We start from the raw sequence: 20,769 nt of genomic DNA on the forward strand, positions 1-20,769 counted from the left end.
CATCATAGATATATTTTAAACTAAAAGGAGACAACAAAATGCTTATTTATGACACAAAAACAGAACATCTAAGCAATCCCCTTGGGCTTGATTCTACTAATCCTCGTTTCTCTTGGAAAATGAGTGGCAACTCAAGAAATGCCATACAAAAGACATATCAAATCTTGGCTTATTCTGACGATACCCAGAAAAATCTTGTATGGGACAGCGGAATTGTTGCAAGTGATCAATCACATTCCGTGTGTTGGGAAGGACCCTCGCTCAAATCCAGGCAACGTATTTTTTGGAAAGTCAAACTCTCTGTTGAGTATTTAGAAGAGCAAAGCAATACTACCATCTCTGATACACTGGAGAGTAATTTAGTTTTCTTTGAAATGGGTTTACTTGATACCACAGACTGGATTGCACACTGGATACTTCCCGAAAAGACTGTTGACATTGATGCAAGTAAACCCGCTCCTTATCTGCGCAAAGAATTTTATGTTAAAGACACTGTAGTGAGGGCAAGACTCTATCAATCATCACATGGATTATATGAATTTTGGATAAATGGCCACATTGGAACCATCGATAAATTCAAACCCGGTTTTACTGCTTACCAAAAACGAGTGCAATATCAGACTTATGATGTTACTTCTCTGCTTTCTCTCGGAAAGAATTGCTGGTCTGTCGCGCTGGGCGATGGCTGGTGGCGTGGTACCATTGGTGGACAAAGTAATAATACTTTTGGATATGAGTTATCTTATATTGGGCAATTAGAGTTAGAGTACAAAGACGGATCAAAAGAGGTTATCATAACAGATACAGATTTTGTCGCTTCAACTGGTGGTTTACTATCTTCTGATATGATGTTTGGAGACTGTTATGATGCTACGAAAGAACCTTTAATGTGGAAAGAATGTGGCTTTGACTCTTCGAATTGGCATCATGCAACCATTGCACAGGACGATGCTTTGATAAAACAGAAGCTAGTGCCCTCGCGCAGTGTACCTGTGCGTGAAATGGAGCGATTTTATCCGCTGATTCTTCATACACCAGACGGATCAACTGTTCTTGATTTTGGTCAGAATATTGCTGGATATGTATCAATGAAATTGCATAATTGTGTGGCTGGACAAAAAGTCACACTAATTCATGGAGAAGCTTTAGATGAGAGCGGAAATTTCACACAGAAGAATTATGCGCAGACCGAGATTGCAAATTCACGAACCACTCAAAGAATCGAGTATATAATGAATGGTAAATCAGAAGAAAAATATTGTCCTATGTTTTCCATCTTCGGGTTTCGCTATGTGTTATTAAAAGGATATAACGAACCTATTGCCCCAGAAGATTTTCAAGCAATTGCCGTCTACTCCTGTATGGAAGAAACCGGAACATTTACCTGCTCAAATCGGCTCATTAACCAACTGGTTCATAATAGTATATGGAGTCAAAAGGGCAACTTTATGGATGTTCCAACCGATTGTCCAACTCGAGAAAGGAACCCCTATACTGGAGATGCCCAGGTGTATGTGGGAACAGCAATTAACTTTATGGATGTATATTCATTTTTTGAAAAATGGATGTTGGATTACATAGAAGAACAATATCCAACTGGCAAAATTCCAAACACTGTTCCATCTATCAGTGCGGTAAATCACAATGACGCCGAACAACACCGCAGAGATCAGCAAATACTGCAAATGGAAGATGGACCAATGAAAGATACTATCTTATCTATGAATTCAACAAAAGATAATGGTAGTTTTATTGACGGTTCATCCGGCTGGGCCGATGCAGCAACCATAATACCGTATACCTTGTTTCTGAAATATGGAGACACTCAGATTTTAAAAAATCAATATGAATGCTGCAAAAAGTGGGTAGATTACATTGCTGTTGAAGCCGCAAAAGAAAATTCTTTATATAAAGAACTTCCGTATTATCAAATTCAAGATGATGCCAAATACGTATGGGATACTGGATTTCATTGGGGTGAATGGCTCGAGGCAGATATTGATATTTACGCTGATATGTGGGGATTTATTGGAAAATTAATAAAATGTCCAGAGTATCTCTCTGCAACCATGTTCTATTATTATTCATCGAAAATAGTATCAGAAATGGCACATGTATTGAATGAACCAGATGATGAAAAAAAATATGGAAATATTGCTTTACGTGTCAAGGAGGTTTATAACAAGTATTTTATTTCAGATGATGGTGTCATTTTGGAAGGCCGTCAGGCACTTCATGTACGTGCACTTGCATTTCAACTGGTTAATGAAGAAAAGAAACACTCAGTTGCAAACTATTTATATCAACTTGTCAAAAGTAACAACTATACGCTCAATACCGGTTTTCTATCTACACCTTATTTGCTACCTGTATTGGCTGAAAATGGCTACATAGACGCTGCGTATCGTTTATTAGAAAAGATTGATTCTCCCAGCTGGTTAAAACCAGTAAGTGATGGTGCCACCACCATACCTGAAACATGGAACGGATACGAAACCTGCAGCTCTTCCCTCAACCACTATAGCTACGGAGCGGTTTGTAATTTCCTGTTTGAATACGTTGCCGGCATTCGTCCAATAAAACAAACCCCAGGGTACAAACATTTCTTACTTCAACCTATAGTCGGTGGTTCTCTTACAGAAGCGGCAGCTGAGTATGAAAGTGTGTATGGAAAAATCTATTCTGCATGGAAAAAACAAGGTTCATCTATTGCTTACGAATTCACTGTACCAGTCAATACTACTGCTACAGTTAAAATCTTAGGTGATGAGCATGATTTCACTATCATAAAGCAACAATTTAATGACGCTGTCTCTAATGGTAAGTTGATTTGTTTTACAATCGGAAGCGGGAATTACAATATACAGACGAGAGGAGCAGAATATGGAAGATAAAAGATATTTAAAGCTTCATAATTATTTCGGGTACGCATTAGGTGGATTCGGTCAATGCTTTGTTTTGATCTTTGCTAACTTTATTTTACTATTTATGACCGATACAATAGGGATGAATGTTGGTATCGTTGGCACACTAATGATGGTATCCAAAGTCTTCGATGGTATTTCTGATATATTGTTCGGAACATTACTTGATAAGACACATACAAAAATGGGAAAAGCAAGACCCTGGATTCTCTGGACTGCTATTCCTCTGGGAATTGCTCAATTATTATTGTTTTTTATTCCACAAAAAGAAAGCTTTATGCAGTATGCGTACTTCTTTATTGCTTATTGCATGTTAAACGCAGTCTTCTATACCGCTAATGGAGTTGCCTATAATTCACTATCAGCAACCCTAACCAAAAATCAAGTTGAGAGAATAAAAATGGGGGTTGTATTAACTTTCTCTGTATTAATTGGCTCCATTTTGATTTCTTCAGCTACAATCGGAATGGTATCATCCTTTGGAGGTGGGGTTAAAGGCTGGAGAGTTGTCGCACTAGCCTATACCATAGGTGTCATAGTATGCGAAATAATCTGTGCTTTATCAATTAAAGAAGTTGGCTACAATGATGACGATACCACTCCGGAGCCTTTCCATAATTTAACGTTTGTACAAAGCGTAAAATACTTGCTTGGAAGCAAATACTATTTACTTATTTTGGCATATTATATTCTGTATTATTTTTCAAATGGAGTATTTGGTGCCGTTGGGATTTACTACTGTATTCACGCCTTACATAATGAATCATTATATGGGTTACTCTCGGCTGCTACTATGGTTCCCATGATTCTTGGTGTTGTGTTTACACCCGCTTTAGTCAAAAAATATGGAATGTACAAAACAAATACCGTTTCGTTACTGCTTTCAGCGGCTTCCTGTATCTTCCTGGTTTTAGGCGGATATGCAAAGATCTTCCCGATACTAATAGCTGGGCTTATATTGAAGTCTTTATTTTTTGGACCAATGAGTGGGTCTGTAAACGCAATTATAGCCGAAATTTCTAATTACGAAACATTAAGAAGTGGTGTTCATCTGGAAGGAATTATGTACAGTTGTGTATCTCTGGGGCAAAAATTAGGGGGCGGTCTAGCCAGTGCTATCACTGGATGGATGCTTTCACTTGCTCATTATAACGGGACACTCACGACACAACCAGCAAGTGCTAATCAAATGATTCAGTTCTTATACTTAATTCTTCCATCCGTTTGTGCCATTTTCTTGTACATGCTTATCAAGAAAATAGATGTTTGGAGTGCAATAGATAAGCTAATGGAAAAAGCCTGATAAACTGTAAATACTAACACGCTTAGCATAATAGTTTGTATAAATAATATTGTAACTTTAAAAAAATAGCTCCTTCTTGGTAAGAGTCTGTCTATGACAGTTCTTATCAAAAAGGAGTATTTTAACATCTTCTTTTTTTATTTCTTTTCCGCGTAAATCAATCGCAGTTCTCCATTAATACCCGATGGACATATTGGCTTCTTTTCTCCTAATCCCATATACATCCGAATCGGATCTGGTATTTTTGCCATCTGCCGTTCTAAGGTGGTTGCCACTTCAATCACAATTTGATTTTTTCCATTTATCAGCAAATCCGTCAGGTTATATTGAAATGGCGGCACAATCTGAATACCAGCAGTTTGATTATTAACAAATACTTCCACACCTTCATATGCATCGGTAATTTCCAAAATTGTTTGCTGTGCACTTTCTTTCCTATCGTAAATCTTTTGATATCGGACGAAGCCTGAAAAATCCGGCAGTTCCGCTGCCAGATTATCCGGCAAGGTTACTTTCTTTGGTTGTTCAAAAGCAGGATATTGGATGCTGGTGCAAATACTTCTCACCCAGTCATCATTCCATTCTTCTACGGTTCCAGAGAGTGTTTCCAAGGGTAATTTCCGCTCTTCTGCCTCATCAAAAACAACGAGCAAACTTTGATTGGGTTCTATTTTTACATTGATCTGGGTTTGCCCATTTACATCCTTACCAGCAAGTGTTTCCACCCGGTTCCCCCATGCATTATAACTGTAAAATGGTTCACTCCGTGGTATGATTATGTCACCTATATAAGCTTTGGTTCCTTCGTTGGTAAAGAAGTAAATATCATTTTCCTGCTTATAATGGTAATATCTCACTCGGTTGTTGGCTGGTGAAATTAAAATCTCCGGCACTTTAGCCGCGATTAGATGGCAAACCAGTTCATCTAATGACACCACTTCACATTCATTAATATCTGCTATATCTCCATCATAATTGCAAATGCCTTCCGGTAAAGAATCAATAAAATAAACAATGCATCCATTTTTTCTTAATGTTGCTAGTGCTTTTGCTGTTTCACTTGTAATGAACTGCCCTTTTGGTATAATCAGCGCCTGATATTCTTGCTTACCAACGGCAAGAACCTTTGAAAGCCTTGTCTGATACTTTGTTGTCTCTACAAAAACATCGGCCGGAATAATATCATAGTCAATCTGGTGATCATATAATTCCATTGCGGGTTTTTGTAAAAACATATTTTTTCCAGTCCAATCTGCTTCGGCATTATACAGGATTGCCACTGGTGCAATATGACGTCCATCATTTAAGAGGTAGCACATACGATTCATATACTGCATCAATGCACCAAAATGACGATATTGTGGATTATGACCCTGAGCATAGAAATGTGGTGGGCAGTCTGGATCAGGAAACTCTTTTGGGCTGAACGCATGAGGAACAAAATGATTGATTCCACGCACCAAAAAATGATCAGTCAGATACTTCTCCAAACGAACACCTTCTTCCCAGCCGTAATTTCCAAATATCTCACACATGCTTCTACCCTTTTTCAGGGGATCTATGGCTGCTGCAGATGCTCCTAGTTTACCGAGAACATAATGATAAAACTCCCCGTCCCGGACATCTCCCATCGCTGCCCTTCCAATTTGCTCGCCCTGCGGCAGCACTTGCCCACCAATATTATCAATCCCCGCCATATCCTGACCAGAAAGACCACGAAAAAAATGTCCCAGACTGCTGCCTGTGCGGGTATGCTGGTGATTATCCTCTATTATATGACCAATATATTGCACACCATGATCGCGACACCAATTGCCCAATTGCATGGAAAAGTCTCTTTCCACTGTCCTTGTTACGATATCCATATAATCGAAGCGAACCTTAGCTTTTAACATATCACAAAAATCTTCTTCCCATATTAGTGGCAGTAACTTTGTGAAATCTCCCCTCCACCGCTGTTTCAATTCCTCCTGAACTTCACGGCTCCACGCCTGATCCTCTAACTCACTAATTTTCTTTCCAGTTTCGTAAAGATGCCCATTTCCAAGTTCTGGTTCATCCGAAAAAAAACCAGCAATTGTCGTTCCAAAGTCTTTGGCATAACGCTCATAATGAGGTTCATACACCGTATCAATTAAAATCCGGCAGGATGCTTTATCCAGCATATTAATGTAATCTCTATGTGGTCCACGGTTTCTGGTCAGATAGCAAATATAGATCCGCCATTGTCCTTCCGGTACTCGAAAGGACAATGTTCCATCTGTCACCAGTGGCAATATATCTATCAAATCGTTTTTCCCGTCTCCATTAACCTTTACCGCTGTCAGACTTAACAATTCATCATCATTAAATTGACGAATGTTTTTTCCCTGCATCAGATATTGTTCCATCATATTTGGCTGCCAAGGTGGCACTTCTTGATACGCTGCCAGCGAAAGTATCATGATTTCTCCACTCTTTGGACACTCGACTGTCTGATATACCAGACTCTGTCGACATAGTACTGCCTCTTTCTTTTCCATCGCCCCATTGGCATATCCGGTCGGGAAATGGCTATCGTCCAAAATCCACACCTTCATTCCGCGCTTTCTGGCCTCATCCAGAATAATATCCATATCTCGCCACCAGCCCGCTCCAACAAAGTCCGGGTGTGGACGACTCTCCACACATACAGCACCAATATGGCAATTATCAATCACTTTCATGTACTCTCGTAATGTCTTTTCCTCTTCTCCATGCTGCCAAAAAAAGGGGAATATATAATTTTCACCTTTGTTTTCTAATAAATTTACTATTTTCTGGTTCATATCCGTTCCTTTCACTCACTTAATTCGAGTAATGCCTTACTTATGTTTAAAAAGCTATATCAATAGAAAAGGGTTCTTTGGCAGAAGTATCAAAAAATCTTACTCCCCCTAACGAATATGACTGATGGTAGCCCTTTCGCCTGGCATATTTTGCCGCTTGGTCTGCCTGCACACCATAGTTGCAGAGGAATGCTATGAAACTCTCTTTGTGCTGTGTGTCCAACACCTCATCTATATCATCTAAATCTGTTTCCCGTAGATCGACCAGAATACCACCTTCTTTTATCTTTTGCCTGGCATAATCTGGTGAAACCCGTATTTGGACAGCGCTTTCCCATTCAATTGCAAGCTCCTTTCCGGAAGAAGTCGTAATAAGAATATCACTATTGTCTTTTGAAAAACGCCCGCTTGTGATTTTTTCATCCGATACTCTATACAGCTTTGCGCATTTTGGGCAATCAGGTATTGTCAGCAATTCTCCGTTCTCACAAATCATAAAGAGCTGTTTTATCTTCTGATCATAAATTATGTCCACAATCATTCCGGAAGCTCTTTGATAGCCGATTAGCGAGTTTCCGCACAAGAGATTTACGCTTTCCCACACCCCTCCCAGCAATGAACGAAAAACATAAGGTAAACCGTCCTCTCCCGTACCCGCTGCCACAAAATCTTGCTCCGTCGCACCGATTGCTGTAAATTTACATACTGGATAAAAATTCTTGTATATTGTGTTAAAATCAATTGGTTTCCATTCTTTATTTAAAGGTTCGGAGTCTGTAGACATCCACAGACTCCCATGCTCATCAAGACCAATATAAGATAACTCTAGCCCTTTATCTATTATTTTTTTACATACTGACTTTACGATCATCTTAACCTCTTTAACATCTGTTCCTTACATTTCACTACAAATGGTACTTTTTTACTTATACTGTTTTCTTTGTAAAAAACATTTATTTGTACAGATGCACATCCTCCTGTTTTTGCAGTAACATTGCCGTCATCATCGACTTCAAGTACATTTATATTTGAGCTTTCGTACTTTATCCTATACTCTTCATAATTCAACTTGGTCGTATCAGCAAGCGTGGCAGTAACCGTAAGCTGTGCTGATTCACCCGCTTTCAGAATAGTACGATTGCTGATTGCATATACAGCAGTCAATGGTGCCTCCCATTCCCCACTGATATTCACAATTTTGCTGCAAACAATGTCCGCACTGCTTCGTCCAATTTCAATCCGATAATTTCCTGGCTCTACAATCATTTTCTTTTTTAAGTAACTCCAGAATGTAATTTCACAAACCGGAACCTTTAGTACAATTGTCTTTGTTTCCTGCGGCTCCAAAAAGACTTTTTCAAATCCTTTCAACTGTCGATATGGCTTATTATCTACCGTGCCCTCTGGAATCTCTTTCGCGACATAAAGCTGTATGATTTCCGCCCCTGCATAGTTTCCTACATTTTTAATATCAACCTGTACCTCTAATGTATCATTTGCGTCTAAATTTATCTGACCGATACGCATATTTTCATATGCAAATGAGGTATAAGAGAGACCATGCCCAAACGGAAACTGAGGTTTACCCTCAAAGTACATGTAAGTTCTTGATTTGGAATCCAACGTATCATTTTTTCGTATCCCATAATCGTTAATGTGAGGTAGCTCACTTTCATCCTTATACCATGTAGCCGTCAGTTTAGCATTTGGGTTTACATTGCCGAAAATTACATTTGCAATTGCAGTTCCCTGAGCTTCTCCAGCAAAATGGGCATTTAGTATTGTATGTGCTTTCTCAAGGAACACCCCTTTCACCGACCCTAGGGCTGTGATGACAACTACAGTATTATTATTTACCTCCAGCAATTTCTGGATTTTCTCATCTTGTTCATAGGGTAGCTCCAGCGTTTCACGGTCACGCTCCTCGGAAGCCGTTGTTCCATCTGTTCCCGCAATAACGATTACATAATCAACTTTCTTTGCCATCTTCACTGCACGCTCAAACAACATGGCATTATCAGCTTGGTAATCTGTATCTTCCGGCTTATGACGTTCTGGCGACATAAAGGCAGTACCAATAGCCTCAAAATCAATATCTGGTCCCAATATATCACCGATTCCAGCCAACATAGCTTCTGAATTATCATCGTCACCCATCACATTAATTTCCGCACCTGGCAGGAGTTCCAATGCATCTCCTTTGAACTCTCTACCGCTACACCATCCCTTTTCATAAAGGACTTCTACATCTGTATCTTTTACCGCGGTTTTGATACCTTCCAAGGCCATAATATTAACTGTGGTTTCAACTACCTTACTAATGCTTCCCGCACTGTAACCCCCTAGTTCACGATAAATCGCATTCGGTCCCACCACAAGAATTTTTTTGATGCCTTCTTTCTTAAGTGGAAGCATATTCTTATCATTTTTCAAAAGGACTATAGTGTCATTCGCCATATCCACAGAAAGTTCCGCATTTTTTGTCGAACAGATTGCTTCCTTTCCAATAACGGAGTAAGGAACCTGCTCCTTCACATCAAATAAGCCCAAGCGAAATCGACTGCTGAAGATACGAATCAATGCTCGGTTCAGAACATCCTCTGTGATTAACCCCTCATGCACTGCCTGCAGTAGATTATACTTATGTTCCGTACCGCAGCTCATGTCGGTGCCAGCCTGAAGTGTCATCGCTGATGCCTCTTTTAGATTCTTGGCGAAACAATGCCCTGAAACATTTTGCCCACTCGCATTTGATGAATTTCCACCATACACATCAGCTACCGCGCCACAATCAGAAACCACAAATCCGTCAAATCCCCATTCTTCACGCAGCAGCGTGGTCAGCAGCATATCATTGCAAGAGGCAGGGATTCCATTGATACGATTATAGGAAGTCATAATACTTTCTGCCTTCCCTTCCTTAATTGCATATTCAAATGCTTTGGTATAATATTCTCTTAAAGTTGCCTCATCCACATTAGATGAACCGCAATGTCGATTATTTTCAGAACTGTTCAATGCGTAATGCTTAGGAGTAGCAATTACCTTTACATATTTTTCATCATCTCCTTGCAGCCCTTGAATATAGCTAGCAGCTAATTTGCCTGCAAGGTAAGGATCCTCTCCAAAGTTTTCATCACTTCGGCCATTGCGCGGATCTCTGGCCATATTAATTGTCGGACACCACATATGTAATTCATCGCCATCTATATTATGATAAGCACGGCATTCGTCGGAAATTGCTTCTGTCACTCTTTTTATTTTTTCTCTATCCCATGACTGACTCATAGCCAGGCAAACCGGAAAGCTGGTCACATCCATAGGGCGGTACTTAAAAGGCCCAAAGAATCCATGTGATGCTTCACTCCAGTAATTGTAGAAGGGAATGCCCAACCGTGGAATTGCAGCCCCTAAATTTCCTACCTGACTAATTTTCTCCTCCAGAGTCATATGTGCCACTAAATCAGTCGCACGTTCTTCAAAGCTGTACAATGAATCTTTATATATTTCCATTTTCTTTCTCCTCATGATTTAAGTTTTTTTTTGCCACTTCCTTATCAAGCGGGTTAAAAGCAATGCAGCAAAAAATAACGATTACTGTCATTGCAGCCGGAATCAGACTGTAGCACAGGCGAATCATTAATATCGCGCTGTCAGGCTGCACTGCTGCTGTGCCATCATAAGAGGCTGCACTAAGTAAGATTCCCATCATAAATAGAGCAAACGCATTTCCCAATTTTTCAAGAAAATTGAGAACAGAAGCCATCGTCGCTTCCATGCGCTTCATACCATGCATTGTATTATACTCCGCGATGGACATGATGATTGGAGATTTTAGGTAAGAACCCGGCAGCGTTGATATACCACATAGAACAGACCCCAAAATCAGTAATGCCATATTCTTCCCTGCAAAAAAATTCAGAACATATCCCACAATACCAATTACCGCTGCCATACCAATTACATACATACCAGAAAATCTTCGTATCAGCATCGGAAAAAATACCATGACCACCAAAATAACTACTGAAAATATCTGTAAAATAGAATATGCGCCCAAGTTACCTACTACTCTTTGAAAGTAATAAGTTCCGGCTGACATGGCGCCAAGCATCTTTGGAATCATCAGTGCAATCCCGCACAGCCATAAATATTTATTTTTTCTGAGCAGTATAAATATTTCTTTTACCGACACTTTATCCTCACCCGTAGACGATTGGATATCCTCCTTTTCTACTACTTTATCTTCTTTGACTATGAAAAAGCGAATAAGCCCAAGCGCAAGAAGCGGTATTGTATAAATCATCATAAAACTCCTCCAGCCACTTGCTGAACCACCTTGACTGGCAACCATCATTGGGAAAGTTACAGATACTACCATACATCCCAAAGTTATAATAATTCCACCTATTGAACTGACCTTTGTTACAGCTTCTTTTGAACCAAATGCCCGAATGATATATGTGGTCTCTGAGGCATTCAACAGGGTCTGAAATACTGAAAAAGTCAAGGTATACATAATGAAAATCCAAATCGCTTTTCCGGTAACACCCCATTGCTCGGGAACTGCAAACAATGCATATGTACAAACCCATAATCCAATAATGCAGAATTCATAAGGGCGTCCTTTTCCCCATTTTGTTTTTGTGTTATCCACAAGATAACCTGCTATCAAGTCTGTAACTCCATCAAAAATCTTACTGGCCATAAGCAGACTGCCTACTAATGCTGGCGACATTCCCAGAGTATCTGTGCAATATAAAGACAGATAGCCTATAATAATTACCACTGCTCCTGCTGAAATGTTTCGTGTTGGCCATGCAAACAATTTGCTTATCGGTACTTTATTTGGATTTATTTTTTTTGTTCCTGCTGTTTTTTTCATTGTTTTCCAACCTTTCTGTTTTTATTTTCATCATGGTATTTTTAAATTACAATCCTAGTCTAATATATAGTTCTTCCGGCGCATCATTAATTTGCATACACTCTCTAATGTAATCTTTCATTCGTTTCTCTATCTTCTCATCAGTTATCACTTCATTTTGCAATGTATCCTTATTCAAATCAAAAAGCAAATTTCCAAATTTGGAAGTATCACAAATATTATCCACTTTTAATATCTTCATAACCGGACATCCTTTTGTAAAATCAAATGGAGTAACCATCTCTGTATTTTGAAGTTCACCTGGCTGGAACATTTTAGACATATGGGACGGCATTAATGTATACTCATAAACTGGCACATCAGGATTCTCCGCTGCCCTCATATATACGTATCTACCATCGGTTATGTTAATCTGACTACCATGATATCCAAATACCGCATACTCTCTAATCGGTGTATCATCATTAATCACCTCAGTCAACGGCTTCCCTTGCATATCTTTGGGCCTTTCTACTCCAAAATATTCTAATAAGGTCGGTGCAAGATCAATGGTCTGCACAAGTGCATTACGCTTGATTCCTACTTTATCTTTACTTCTTGGGTCATAAATATAAAGTGGAATATGAGCCACCTCGTTATACGTAGGCATTATGTTTTTTGCCCACCATCCATGTTCACCAAGCAGATACCCATGATCTGTATTTACTATCAACATAGTATCTTCCCACATATTATACCGATCCATCGCATCCAATACTTTTCCGAGATAGCGATCACATTTGCTTACAAGTGCAGCATAATCATATCTTACATGTTCAATTGTCTTTTCATCCTCTGCTACTGGAGAATAAGGAGGCCAGTCAGAATCTATATCCGCATCACCTGTAAAATGGTATGGATATAACTCTCTGTCTTGTGGAAGCGTAAAAAATGGTTCATGGGGATCAAATGTCTCAATTTGTAGAAACCAGTTATCTTCCGAATAATTACGATCAATAAATTCCAGTCCATGCCGAAATGTAACAGCCTGAGAAGTTTTTTCTTCCGAATCCATATATCTTCGATTTACTACATCATGTTCAAATTTCGCTTTAAACTCTGGCGATTGCAGCATATACTTCTTGTACTCAAAAACACTCTCTTTATCATACTTATATGATAAGTCTCCCTTCCAATTATCACCTTCCTGACCTCTAGTTATTTCCCAGGAAGAATAACGATTGTGATATGTCGCCCCGCCATCTTCCCAATAATGTCCATGATCGCTTACCAGATGTGTGTATATACCGCACTTTCTTAATATTTCAGGCATTGAATCATCAAACGGTTCCAATGGCCCCCAACTTCTGTGGAACACATTCAGTCTCCCGGTATGCAACTCTCTTCTTGCAGGCATACACGGCAGGCTTCCCACATAGCATTGTTCAAATTGGACACTCTTTTGGGCAAGTCTCTTAAAATTCGGGGTTTTAGTCCAGTTACACCCATATGATTCCAGCATCTTCAGATTCAAGGAATCATACATTACCATTATTGCTTTCATTTTTTTCTCCTTTCAAATGAACTGCTTTAAAGATTTTATGAAATAAAGTTTATAATTTCTAATCATCGAGTCATCGATAATGCCATATCCATCATCTGATCTTTGCATGATTTGAAAAACATTCTATAACTCTCACAATAGTAATTCTTATATTCACCAGTGGCTTCTAATAAATCTCTATTTCTTTGACACCCTCCCCGACATAAGCTATAGTAAGCGCACTCGATACATTTTTTTCTAAGCGAAGTGATCTCTCAATGAATTTCAGCTCAATTCTCTTTGCATTTATATCATCTAGCCTGTTAAAATTAAAGTTCCCAAGGCGGTACTCATCCAACATATAGAAGTCACACGGGTACACGCTGCCATCCGCCTCCACTACAGTCTGGATTCCACATGTGCCCCTTTGGTCACAGGCTTCCGGTTGATATCCCATAATAATACCTAAGTAATTATCAAATTGCCGTATATATGGCTGCGTCCCATTTTTCCAATCCCTATACCACAATTGAAATAGTTCTATGAGAAATTTTCCATATTGTTTAGGACTAATTGCATATTCCCTTTGCCCATGTTGCTCTTGCAGCGGTTCTAGGCATACTATATATTGCTGATATTGAAACTTTTTTCGTTTATAAAACTTATGGATTTCTCCAATCTGTGATGCAACTCTTCTATTTTTCAAATTGCGCTCTCCTATATCCTCATTCTAGCCTTTCTTCCCTTTTTTAATTCTACTCTACTGCCAACAATTCAGTGATACTATATTTCGCTTTTTTATACTATTTTTCACTATTTGGTTTTTAGTAAAACTGTAAACTTTTCCTGACATTTCAACAAACTAAACAGAGCGATAAGGCAGCGAACGAAAAAAATATGTGCAGCAAGGCTTCTAATTCTATCACCCACCGCACATATCTCTTCATTTTATCAATCTATCTTTTCTTTATTTATATTAATTTTACATCAGCAAAGAAGTCCCGTTTTGTATAATCAATCAGCATTGTTTCATCTTGATGATATTCCACTTCGTATACTGGTAAATTGCAGCCCTTTCCAAAGAAGAATATGAAATCACCTTTTTCTACTATCCACTCACCTTCCAAATTGATAAAAGCCAGTTGATCAATCCTGAAAGAAAATGCGGCTCGTATTGTTTCACCTGCCTTCAGAACAACTCGTTTAAACCCAACGAGTTCTTTAGCCGGACGAATAATTGAAGCACGCTTATCTATTCCATAAAGCTGTACCACCTCTTCTCCATCCACCGCTCCGACATTTGTCACATCGATTGAGATACAAATAACCGGCATCCCGTCTTCCGCATTTGTCACATCCATAGTTCCGCTTTCATAAACAAATTCCGTATAGGATAGTCCATGACCAAATGGCAGTTGCGAGGCACATGTCATCGTTCCATAACCATTCGGATTAATACCACGTAATCCATTATCAGAGCGGCTTCCCGTATGCTGATAAAAGTAAACCGGTGTTTGTCCTACATGTCTGGGAATGTCCATCGGAAGCTTTCCAGCAGGATTATTTAATCCTACGATTGTTTCCGCAATCGCATTTCCACCATAAATCCCTGGAAGCCAGCCTTCTAAAATCGCCGGAATATTTTCATAAAAGAATGGATCTATGAGCGGTTTATTATCTGTATGTACAATCACAACATTTGGATTAACTGCATGTACTCTCCGAATCAATTCACTCTGTCTTCCCGGTAAGGTAATATCAACATTATCAACCCCTTCACCGGCAGTACATTCTGACATCATACCAATCTTCCCGCCAACGGTAAGAATGACGATGTCTGCCTCCTGTGCTGCTCTTTCCGCTGCTTCAAAATCGTTTTCATCCTTTATAAAATGACAGCCCTTTTCGTATACTGTGTTAGGGAATAGCTCTTTCATAGCTTCATAGATTGTCTTGGTTCCACCATGCTGCTCCCGTATTTTAGCATCCACATCGTCTGTGAAATCTGGCAATGCTGTGGTTTTCTCTTCTGATATGACAAAAGCATCTTCTTCAAATTTTATGCCTTCCATCCCTACCATGCCAGAATTCATAATCACCATAAACATCTCCTCATTGGCCGGATAACTATATGCGCCATTCAACATAAGCAGGTTATTTCCTGTCGGCCCAATAACTGCAATTTTTTTGCTCCGGTCTTTCAGTGGTAAAATACCATTATTCTTGGTAAGTGTCATTACCTTTCGTGACACTACTGCAGACTGGATATCATTTTCTGTGTTATCCATCTCCTGAAACTCCCCATAGGGTTTCTCAAACAATCCCAGCTCAAATTTTAATTTTAAAATCCTCTCTACAGAGCGATTCACATATGCTTCTTCTATCTTTCCTTTACGAACAGCCTCGGCAAGTGTTGGCCCATAACCATACTGATTTGGCAATTCCACATCAAGTCCTGCTTTTAAACAATGCACACCAGCATCCATTGCATTTTCTTCAATTGGGCATTTCTCAACAATGTTCTCAACAGATGTATAGTCACTTACAACTACCCCGTCAAATCCCAAATCATCCCTCAATAGATCTGTCAAGATACGCTTAGATCCGCAGATCAGTTCCCCATCATACTCCGAATATGAATTCATCACTGACTTAAGATCCGCTTTTCTAATCGCTGCCTCAAAAGGTTTTGCAAAGTTTTCACGGATATCTCTCCAGTCTGTCACAGTGCGTGTACCATTGAGACCGCCCTCAGTCTGTGAATAACCGATGAAATGTTTTGCTGTAGCAGCAACACCTTCCCGTAAATCCTCTCCCTGCAAACCGGATATATAAGCACAGGACATTGCCGCTACAAGCGTCGGATCACTGCCGTAATCTTCACCGGTTCTGCCCCACCTGAAGTCTCTAACCAGATCCAGTACCGGTGATAAGGCCTGACGCACTCCGATATTTACCATCTGTTTTCTAATACGATCTCCCATATCCTTAACTAATTCTGGTGCAAAGGTTGCCCCTAATCCGATCGATGTCGGGAAAACTGCACATTCCGAAAACATGGGGCCACTCAATGCTTCCTGATGTACAATTGCTGGAATTCCCCAGCCGCTCTGTTCCATCACCTGATCCTGAGTGCGACGTATCATAGTGGCAAGTTCTGCTGCTGGTGGAAGCCCAACGAACATATACACTTCGCCTACTCCATTTTTTATTGCCTCTTCCTGGGGCATGCCCATTACCATTGCGCAAGTGAGCTGCTGCGTCTTCTGTTCCAGTGTCATTCTTTTCATAAGATCTTTTGTACGTTCTGCTGCTGGAAGCTTTGGATTTTGAAACGGATATTTACTCATTAATAATATCTCCTTTTTATATAATTTTAAATTGGTCTCTATTCTACTTCTATTTGTAACTCAACCCTTTTGCCTGTATTATCTATAATCAGAATTTTTCCATAGCCAGCTTCTTCCTTAGCCCGAATAACAGCCAGCATTCTTCCTTCAAAAATCTGATGTTCCTGGTCGATATACCTCTCTTCTGTCTTGGGGTTTCCTGAACCTGCACCCAACACTTCTATAGGTCCCTCTGTTCTAATCTCTACGGTACGGTCTATTGCCATATCCAAATTGTTCTTTTCATCTCTGTATTCTATCTCCAAAAATGACAGTTCATTTGAGCTTGCTCTTAATTTCTTTTTATCAATATTCACCAATAATTCTGCATTTTTCGCAGTTTGCAGGATTTGTCGGCCTACTTCACATTCGTTAATATACGCAATCGCTTCAACCACCCCCGGTTCATAACACACTTCCCACTTGCAGTAAAACTTCTTTGTATCCTCTCCAACAGTTTTTTTGCCCATTGAATTTCCGTTTACGATCAGTTCCACTTCATCAGTATCGGAGTATACTTCAATATATGTCGTCTTCCCTTCCATCCCAGGCCAAGTCCAACTGTGAATGGAGTCTGTCCACGACCATTGCGATATATACATCTTTTTTCCGATGTTTTCCGGTCTATGAACTGAGATATACGGTATATGCTTTCTCCCTCCCCAGATGATTTCCCGCCAATAAGAAATTGGTCTGCGATATCCGGTTAAATCAAAGTCACCACAATATGCCAGTAGCCAAGGGTATTGCCCATACACATTCATTACTCCGTCATCTTCTGTTGTACGCCCGATTCCCGGTTCGCCTATGTAATCCCATGCTGTCCATGCAAAATCGCCAATCACATAGCTACTACTCTCAACTAATCCCCAATTCAAATCCAACTCTGCGGGATTTGTTTCACTACCACAGAAAATACGGTTTGGTCTGTCTTCATGGTCTTTTTTGTACATGTAGGAAGCATAATTATAACCAATTACGTCCAGCATTTCACAGGATTCCATGATTGCATTGCGGCTGATTGGATGCGTATTAATTGCCGGCATCATCCCCATCAACTTTGACATCATATTATTAATTTCTGTTACTTCTACATTTCCTGTTTCAAGACTCTGCGCAATTGGTATCATCTTGTCCAAATTGGCCATCATTACATTAATTCCATTCGTTATTAAGCGGTAAGAATCAATATCTTTTAATTTTTGACAAAATCTTCTTCCCCAATGTGCTGCGAGGTCTGAACCTACGTCAGAAATTTCATTTCCAATTGAATACATAATTACACTTGGATGGTTATAAGCAACACGAACCATAGATTCTATGTCCTCTTCCCAGCATTCCTCCATCCAAAGGGAATAATCATACGTCGGCTTTGCATGTGTCCATGCATCTGCATATTCTTCCATGACCAGCATTCCATATTTGTCACAGGCATCCAAAATAGCATTTCCTACCGGATTATGCGAAGTTCGGATTGCGTTATAACCAGCCTCTTTCAACATCCGAATACGGCGATCCTCTGCATCTGTCACACTGACTGCACCAATAACGCCATTATCACTATGGATACATCCCCCCTTCAACTTTACGGTTTTCCCATTTATACGTAGTCCATGTACCGTGTCCAGCCTGATTGTCCGTACCCCGAATGTGCCATTCGCACAGTCAATTTCACCATTTTCATCTTCAATGATGGTTTCATATGTATATAAATTCGGCTCATCTGCATTCCAAAGCTGCGGTTCAGGCAGATACATTCGTTGACGGATAACTATTTCTTCTCCTGAAAACACATTAAATATTGTATCAACTTCAACCGCATTTTCTCCATCCTGCGTTTTGAGCACAGTTCTTACGGTTGCTTTTTTGTGTCCTGCATTTTCATTCTTTACCGTTACCGCTACTTCAATTGTTGCAACTTCTAAATCTGCATCCAAAGTGGTAAGTCGCACACCATCTGGTTGGATATGCAGTGCTTCACCAACCATTAGCTTTACATCTCTATAAATACCAGTCCCTGTATAATATCTTCCATTTGGATGAATACCGTTTAATGCCGTTACCTTAATTTTATTCGGTTGCCCAAATGCCAGATAATCACTAATTTTTGCTACAAACCCACTATATCCAAAGTGGTGCCTTTTCACCACCTGATTACTTACTTCCAATATCGCATTTGCATACACCCCTTCAAACTCCAAATAGATAACTTTTCCCTCGTCATCTTTTTTGGGTGTATACATTTTCTCGAACTCCACATTTGTGGGCGTAAAGTAGCCAATTCCTGATTCTTCCACGTTTTCTGCCTTGCGTTCGGATAAAAGCATCGCATCAAAAGGAAGATTCACACTCGTCGTACCTTGTGCAGCTGCTACAAAAGCCGCCATCATTGGATTATCTAAACCATTGCGAAATCCCCATTTTTGATTAAAATTTTGCTTAATCATGGTATTCACCTCACTCTTCTTTTTTATTTGCTTTCTGTATTATTTTAATAAATTATCTCAAAACACAATAATACAATATTTCATTTCATTGAACGATTTTTCGGTATTTTATTGAGAAATATATTGCTTATTTGGGTGTTATGTATTTTAATATATAGTGAATGACTGATAACAGGAGGTACTACCCATGTCCGAAAAATCCAATAACTATTCTTATATTGCACAACATATCATGGAATGTTTTCATATTCAGACATATGTTTTTGATGCTTCCTTGAATATGATTTGTCCTGGCGAATCAGTCTCCGCCGAGAATCTGCATTTTATAGTAAAGATCATTACTACTTCTGTTTCCTCAACTTTTCCGCAGATTCTGGTTCTTGAGGACAATGTCTATTTCGTACTTTTCCCTTGCAGAGAAAATTACCATATGCTACTTGGCCCAGTAATGAGCAACTACTTGACTACTCATCAAATGAATGAATTCCAAAAAAATTACCCGTTTAATTCTGAAAAGAGACGCTTTCCAAAGCTTGCTGTGTCACAACTTATGAGCTTGATTTCTATGATCTGGCTGATGTTAACTGGAGATTCCATAGAAACCCATCAAATTATTATACATAAAAATAATTCTCTTCAGCTTAATGAATCCGATTCTGTGGAATACCATCTTTATATTCATAAAGAGGGGAAAGAACCAACTAATTACGCGGGCGAGCAGATTTGGTGTAGCTATATTGAATCCGGAGATATTCAGAAAATGAATGAAATGATTTCACACACACACAATATCTCCTCTTCTTTTAGCAATGTCGGTACACTGGCTAAAGACAATAATTATAAACAAGTTGAATATACCCTTGTAACCTCTATATCACTTGCGATGCATGCCGCCATCCGTGGCGGGGTTCCCCCACTTAACTGTTATCAAACTTCTGACTTGCTGCTTCAGAAAGCTGCCGTATGCAGTGATATTTTGAAATTGTATGATCTATTCATTGAATGCTTCCGAACATTTACTCTGCTGGTTTACCAACATAATCAGGAACCTCAATATGGAGCAATCATTGAACAATGCAGGGATTATATCGCCAAACACCTATATCACCCATTTAAAATTGCAGATATGTCTGCTAAACTAAATATAAATAACAATTATCTTTCCCAGCTTTTTGCAAAGAGAACCGGCATGACCATACAGCATTATATCCGCGATGAACGTCTGAATGCAGCTGCTAATTTGTTAAAATATTCAGAGGAATCCATCGGGCAAATATCTGATTATATGCAGTTTTCTTCTCCCAGCCGTTTCAGCAGTTATTTTAAGGAAAAATTCCATATGACACCACTGGAATATCGAAACCGATTTAAACTTGCAGAATTTAAAGAGTAGCTTATGTGCACTGAAAGTTTAATACAGCCGGTTAGTTTATTAACACTTGTTGATTTTTTTGTGATTTTATTCTATAATGGGGAGAGCATAAAATCAACC

The 20,769-nt window shown here is 39.4% G+C and carries 11 protein-coding genes; 3 read left to right on the forward strand and 8 right to left on the reverse strand.

The features are described 5' to 3' along the window. Positions 1 to 38: 38 nt before the first annotated feature. Positions 39 to 2,894, forward strand: coding sequence for a family 78 glycoside hydrolase catalytic domain (locus DWX43_RS21585; RefSeq protein WP_118621816.1), 2,856 nt, complete (start codon positions 39 to 41; stop codon positions 2,892 to 2,894). Beyond that, a complete protein-coding gene (locus DWX43_RS21590) occupies positions 2,884 to 4,227 on the forward strand; it encodes a glycoside-pentoside-hexuronide (GPH):cation symporter (protein ID WP_118621817.1) in 1,344 nt (447 codons plus the stop codon). The genes DWX43_RS21585 and DWX43_RS21590 overlap by 11 nt, the downstream gene beginning before the upstream one ends. Before the next feature lie 137 nt (positions 4,228 to 4,364). Here DWX43_RS21590 and DWX43_RS21595 read toward each other — a convergent pair whose 3' ends face one another. From DWX43_RS21595 to DWX43_RS21630, 8 genes are all read right to left on the reverse strand, one after another. Further along, the gene (locus DWX43_RS21595) at positions 4,365 to 7,034 is read right to left on the reverse strand and encodes a glycosyl hydrolase (RefSeq protein WP_118621818.1); all 2,670 of its coding nucleotides are present in this window, start codon (positions 7,032 to 7,034) and stop codon (positions 4,365 to 4,367) included. A gap of 46 nt (positions 7,035 to 7,080) precedes the next feature. Beyond that, on the reverse strand, positions 7,081 to 7,905 hold the full coding sequence (locus DWX43_RS21600; RefSeq protein WP_118621819.1) for a rhodanese-like domain-containing protein: 825 nt from the start codon (positions 7,903 to 7,905) through the stop codon (positions 7,081 to 7,083). Beyond that, positions 7,902 to 10,547, reverse strand: a complete 2,646-nt coding sequence (locus DWX43_RS21605) for a glycoside hydrolase family 3 C-terminal domain-containing protein (protein WP_182440787.1) — start codon at positions 10,545 to 10,547, stop codon at positions 7,902 to 7,904. The genes DWX43_RS21600 and DWX43_RS21605 overlap by 4 nt, the downstream gene beginning before the upstream one ends. Continuing rightward, positions 10,534 to 11,919, reverse strand: a complete 1,386-nt coding sequence (locus tag DWX43_RS21610; RefSeq protein ID WP_118621821.1) for an MFS transporter — start codon at positions 11,917 to 11,919, stop codon at positions 10,534 to 10,536. The genes DWX43_RS21605 and DWX43_RS21610 overlap by 14 nt, the downstream gene beginning before the upstream one ends. A gap of 46 nt (positions 11,920 to 11,965) precedes the next feature. Continuing rightward, on the reverse strand, positions 11,966 to 13,462 hold the full coding sequence (locus DWX43_RS21615) for a sulfatase (protein ID WP_118621822.1): 1,497 nt from the start codon (positions 13,460 to 13,462) through the stop codon (positions 11,966 to 11,968). Between the two features lie 166 nt (positions 13,463 to 13,628). Further along, positions 13,629 to 13,898: an SPASM domain-containing protein gene (locus DWX43_RS27455; protein ID WP_243099433.1), complete on the reverse strand. Its 270-nt coding sequence runs from the start codon at positions 13,896 to 13,898 to the stop codon at positions 13,629 to 13,631. A 514-nt stretch (positions 13,899 to 14,412) separates the two neighbouring features. Continuing rightward, on the reverse strand, positions 14,413 to 16,791 hold the full coding sequence (locus tag DWX43_RS21625) for a glycoside hydrolase family 3 N-terminal domain-containing protein (RefSeq protein ID WP_118621823.1): 2,379 nt from the start codon (positions 16,789 to 16,791) through the stop codon (positions 14,413 to 14,415). A gap of 38 nt (positions 16,792 to 16,829) precedes the next feature. Next, positions 16,830 to 19,277 (reverse strand): glycoside hydrolase family 2 TIM barrel-domain containing protein, encoded by a 2,448-nt coding sequence (locus DWX43_RS21630; protein WP_118621824.1) that lies wholly within the window; start codon positions 19,275 to 19,277, stop codon positions 16,830 to 16,832. Positions 19,278 to 19,464: 187 nt separating this feature from the next. Between DWX43_RS21630 and DWX43_RS21635 the strand changes: the two genes are divergently transcribed. After that, positions 19,465 to 20,670 carry an AraC family transcriptional regulator gene (locus DWX43_RS21635; protein ID WP_118621825.1) on the forward strand — a complete coding sequence of 402 codons (1,206 nt, stop codon included), beginning with the start codon at positions 19,465 to 19,467 and terminating at the stop codon, positions 20,668 to 20,670. Positions 20,671 to 20,769 lie beyond the last annotated feature (99 nt).

Source organism: Clostridium sp. AF19-22AC, assembly GCF_003479085.1.
Classification (GTDB): domain Bacteria; phylum Bacillota; class Clostridia; order Lachnospirales; family Lachnospiraceae; genus Faecalicatena_A; species Faecalicatena_A orotica.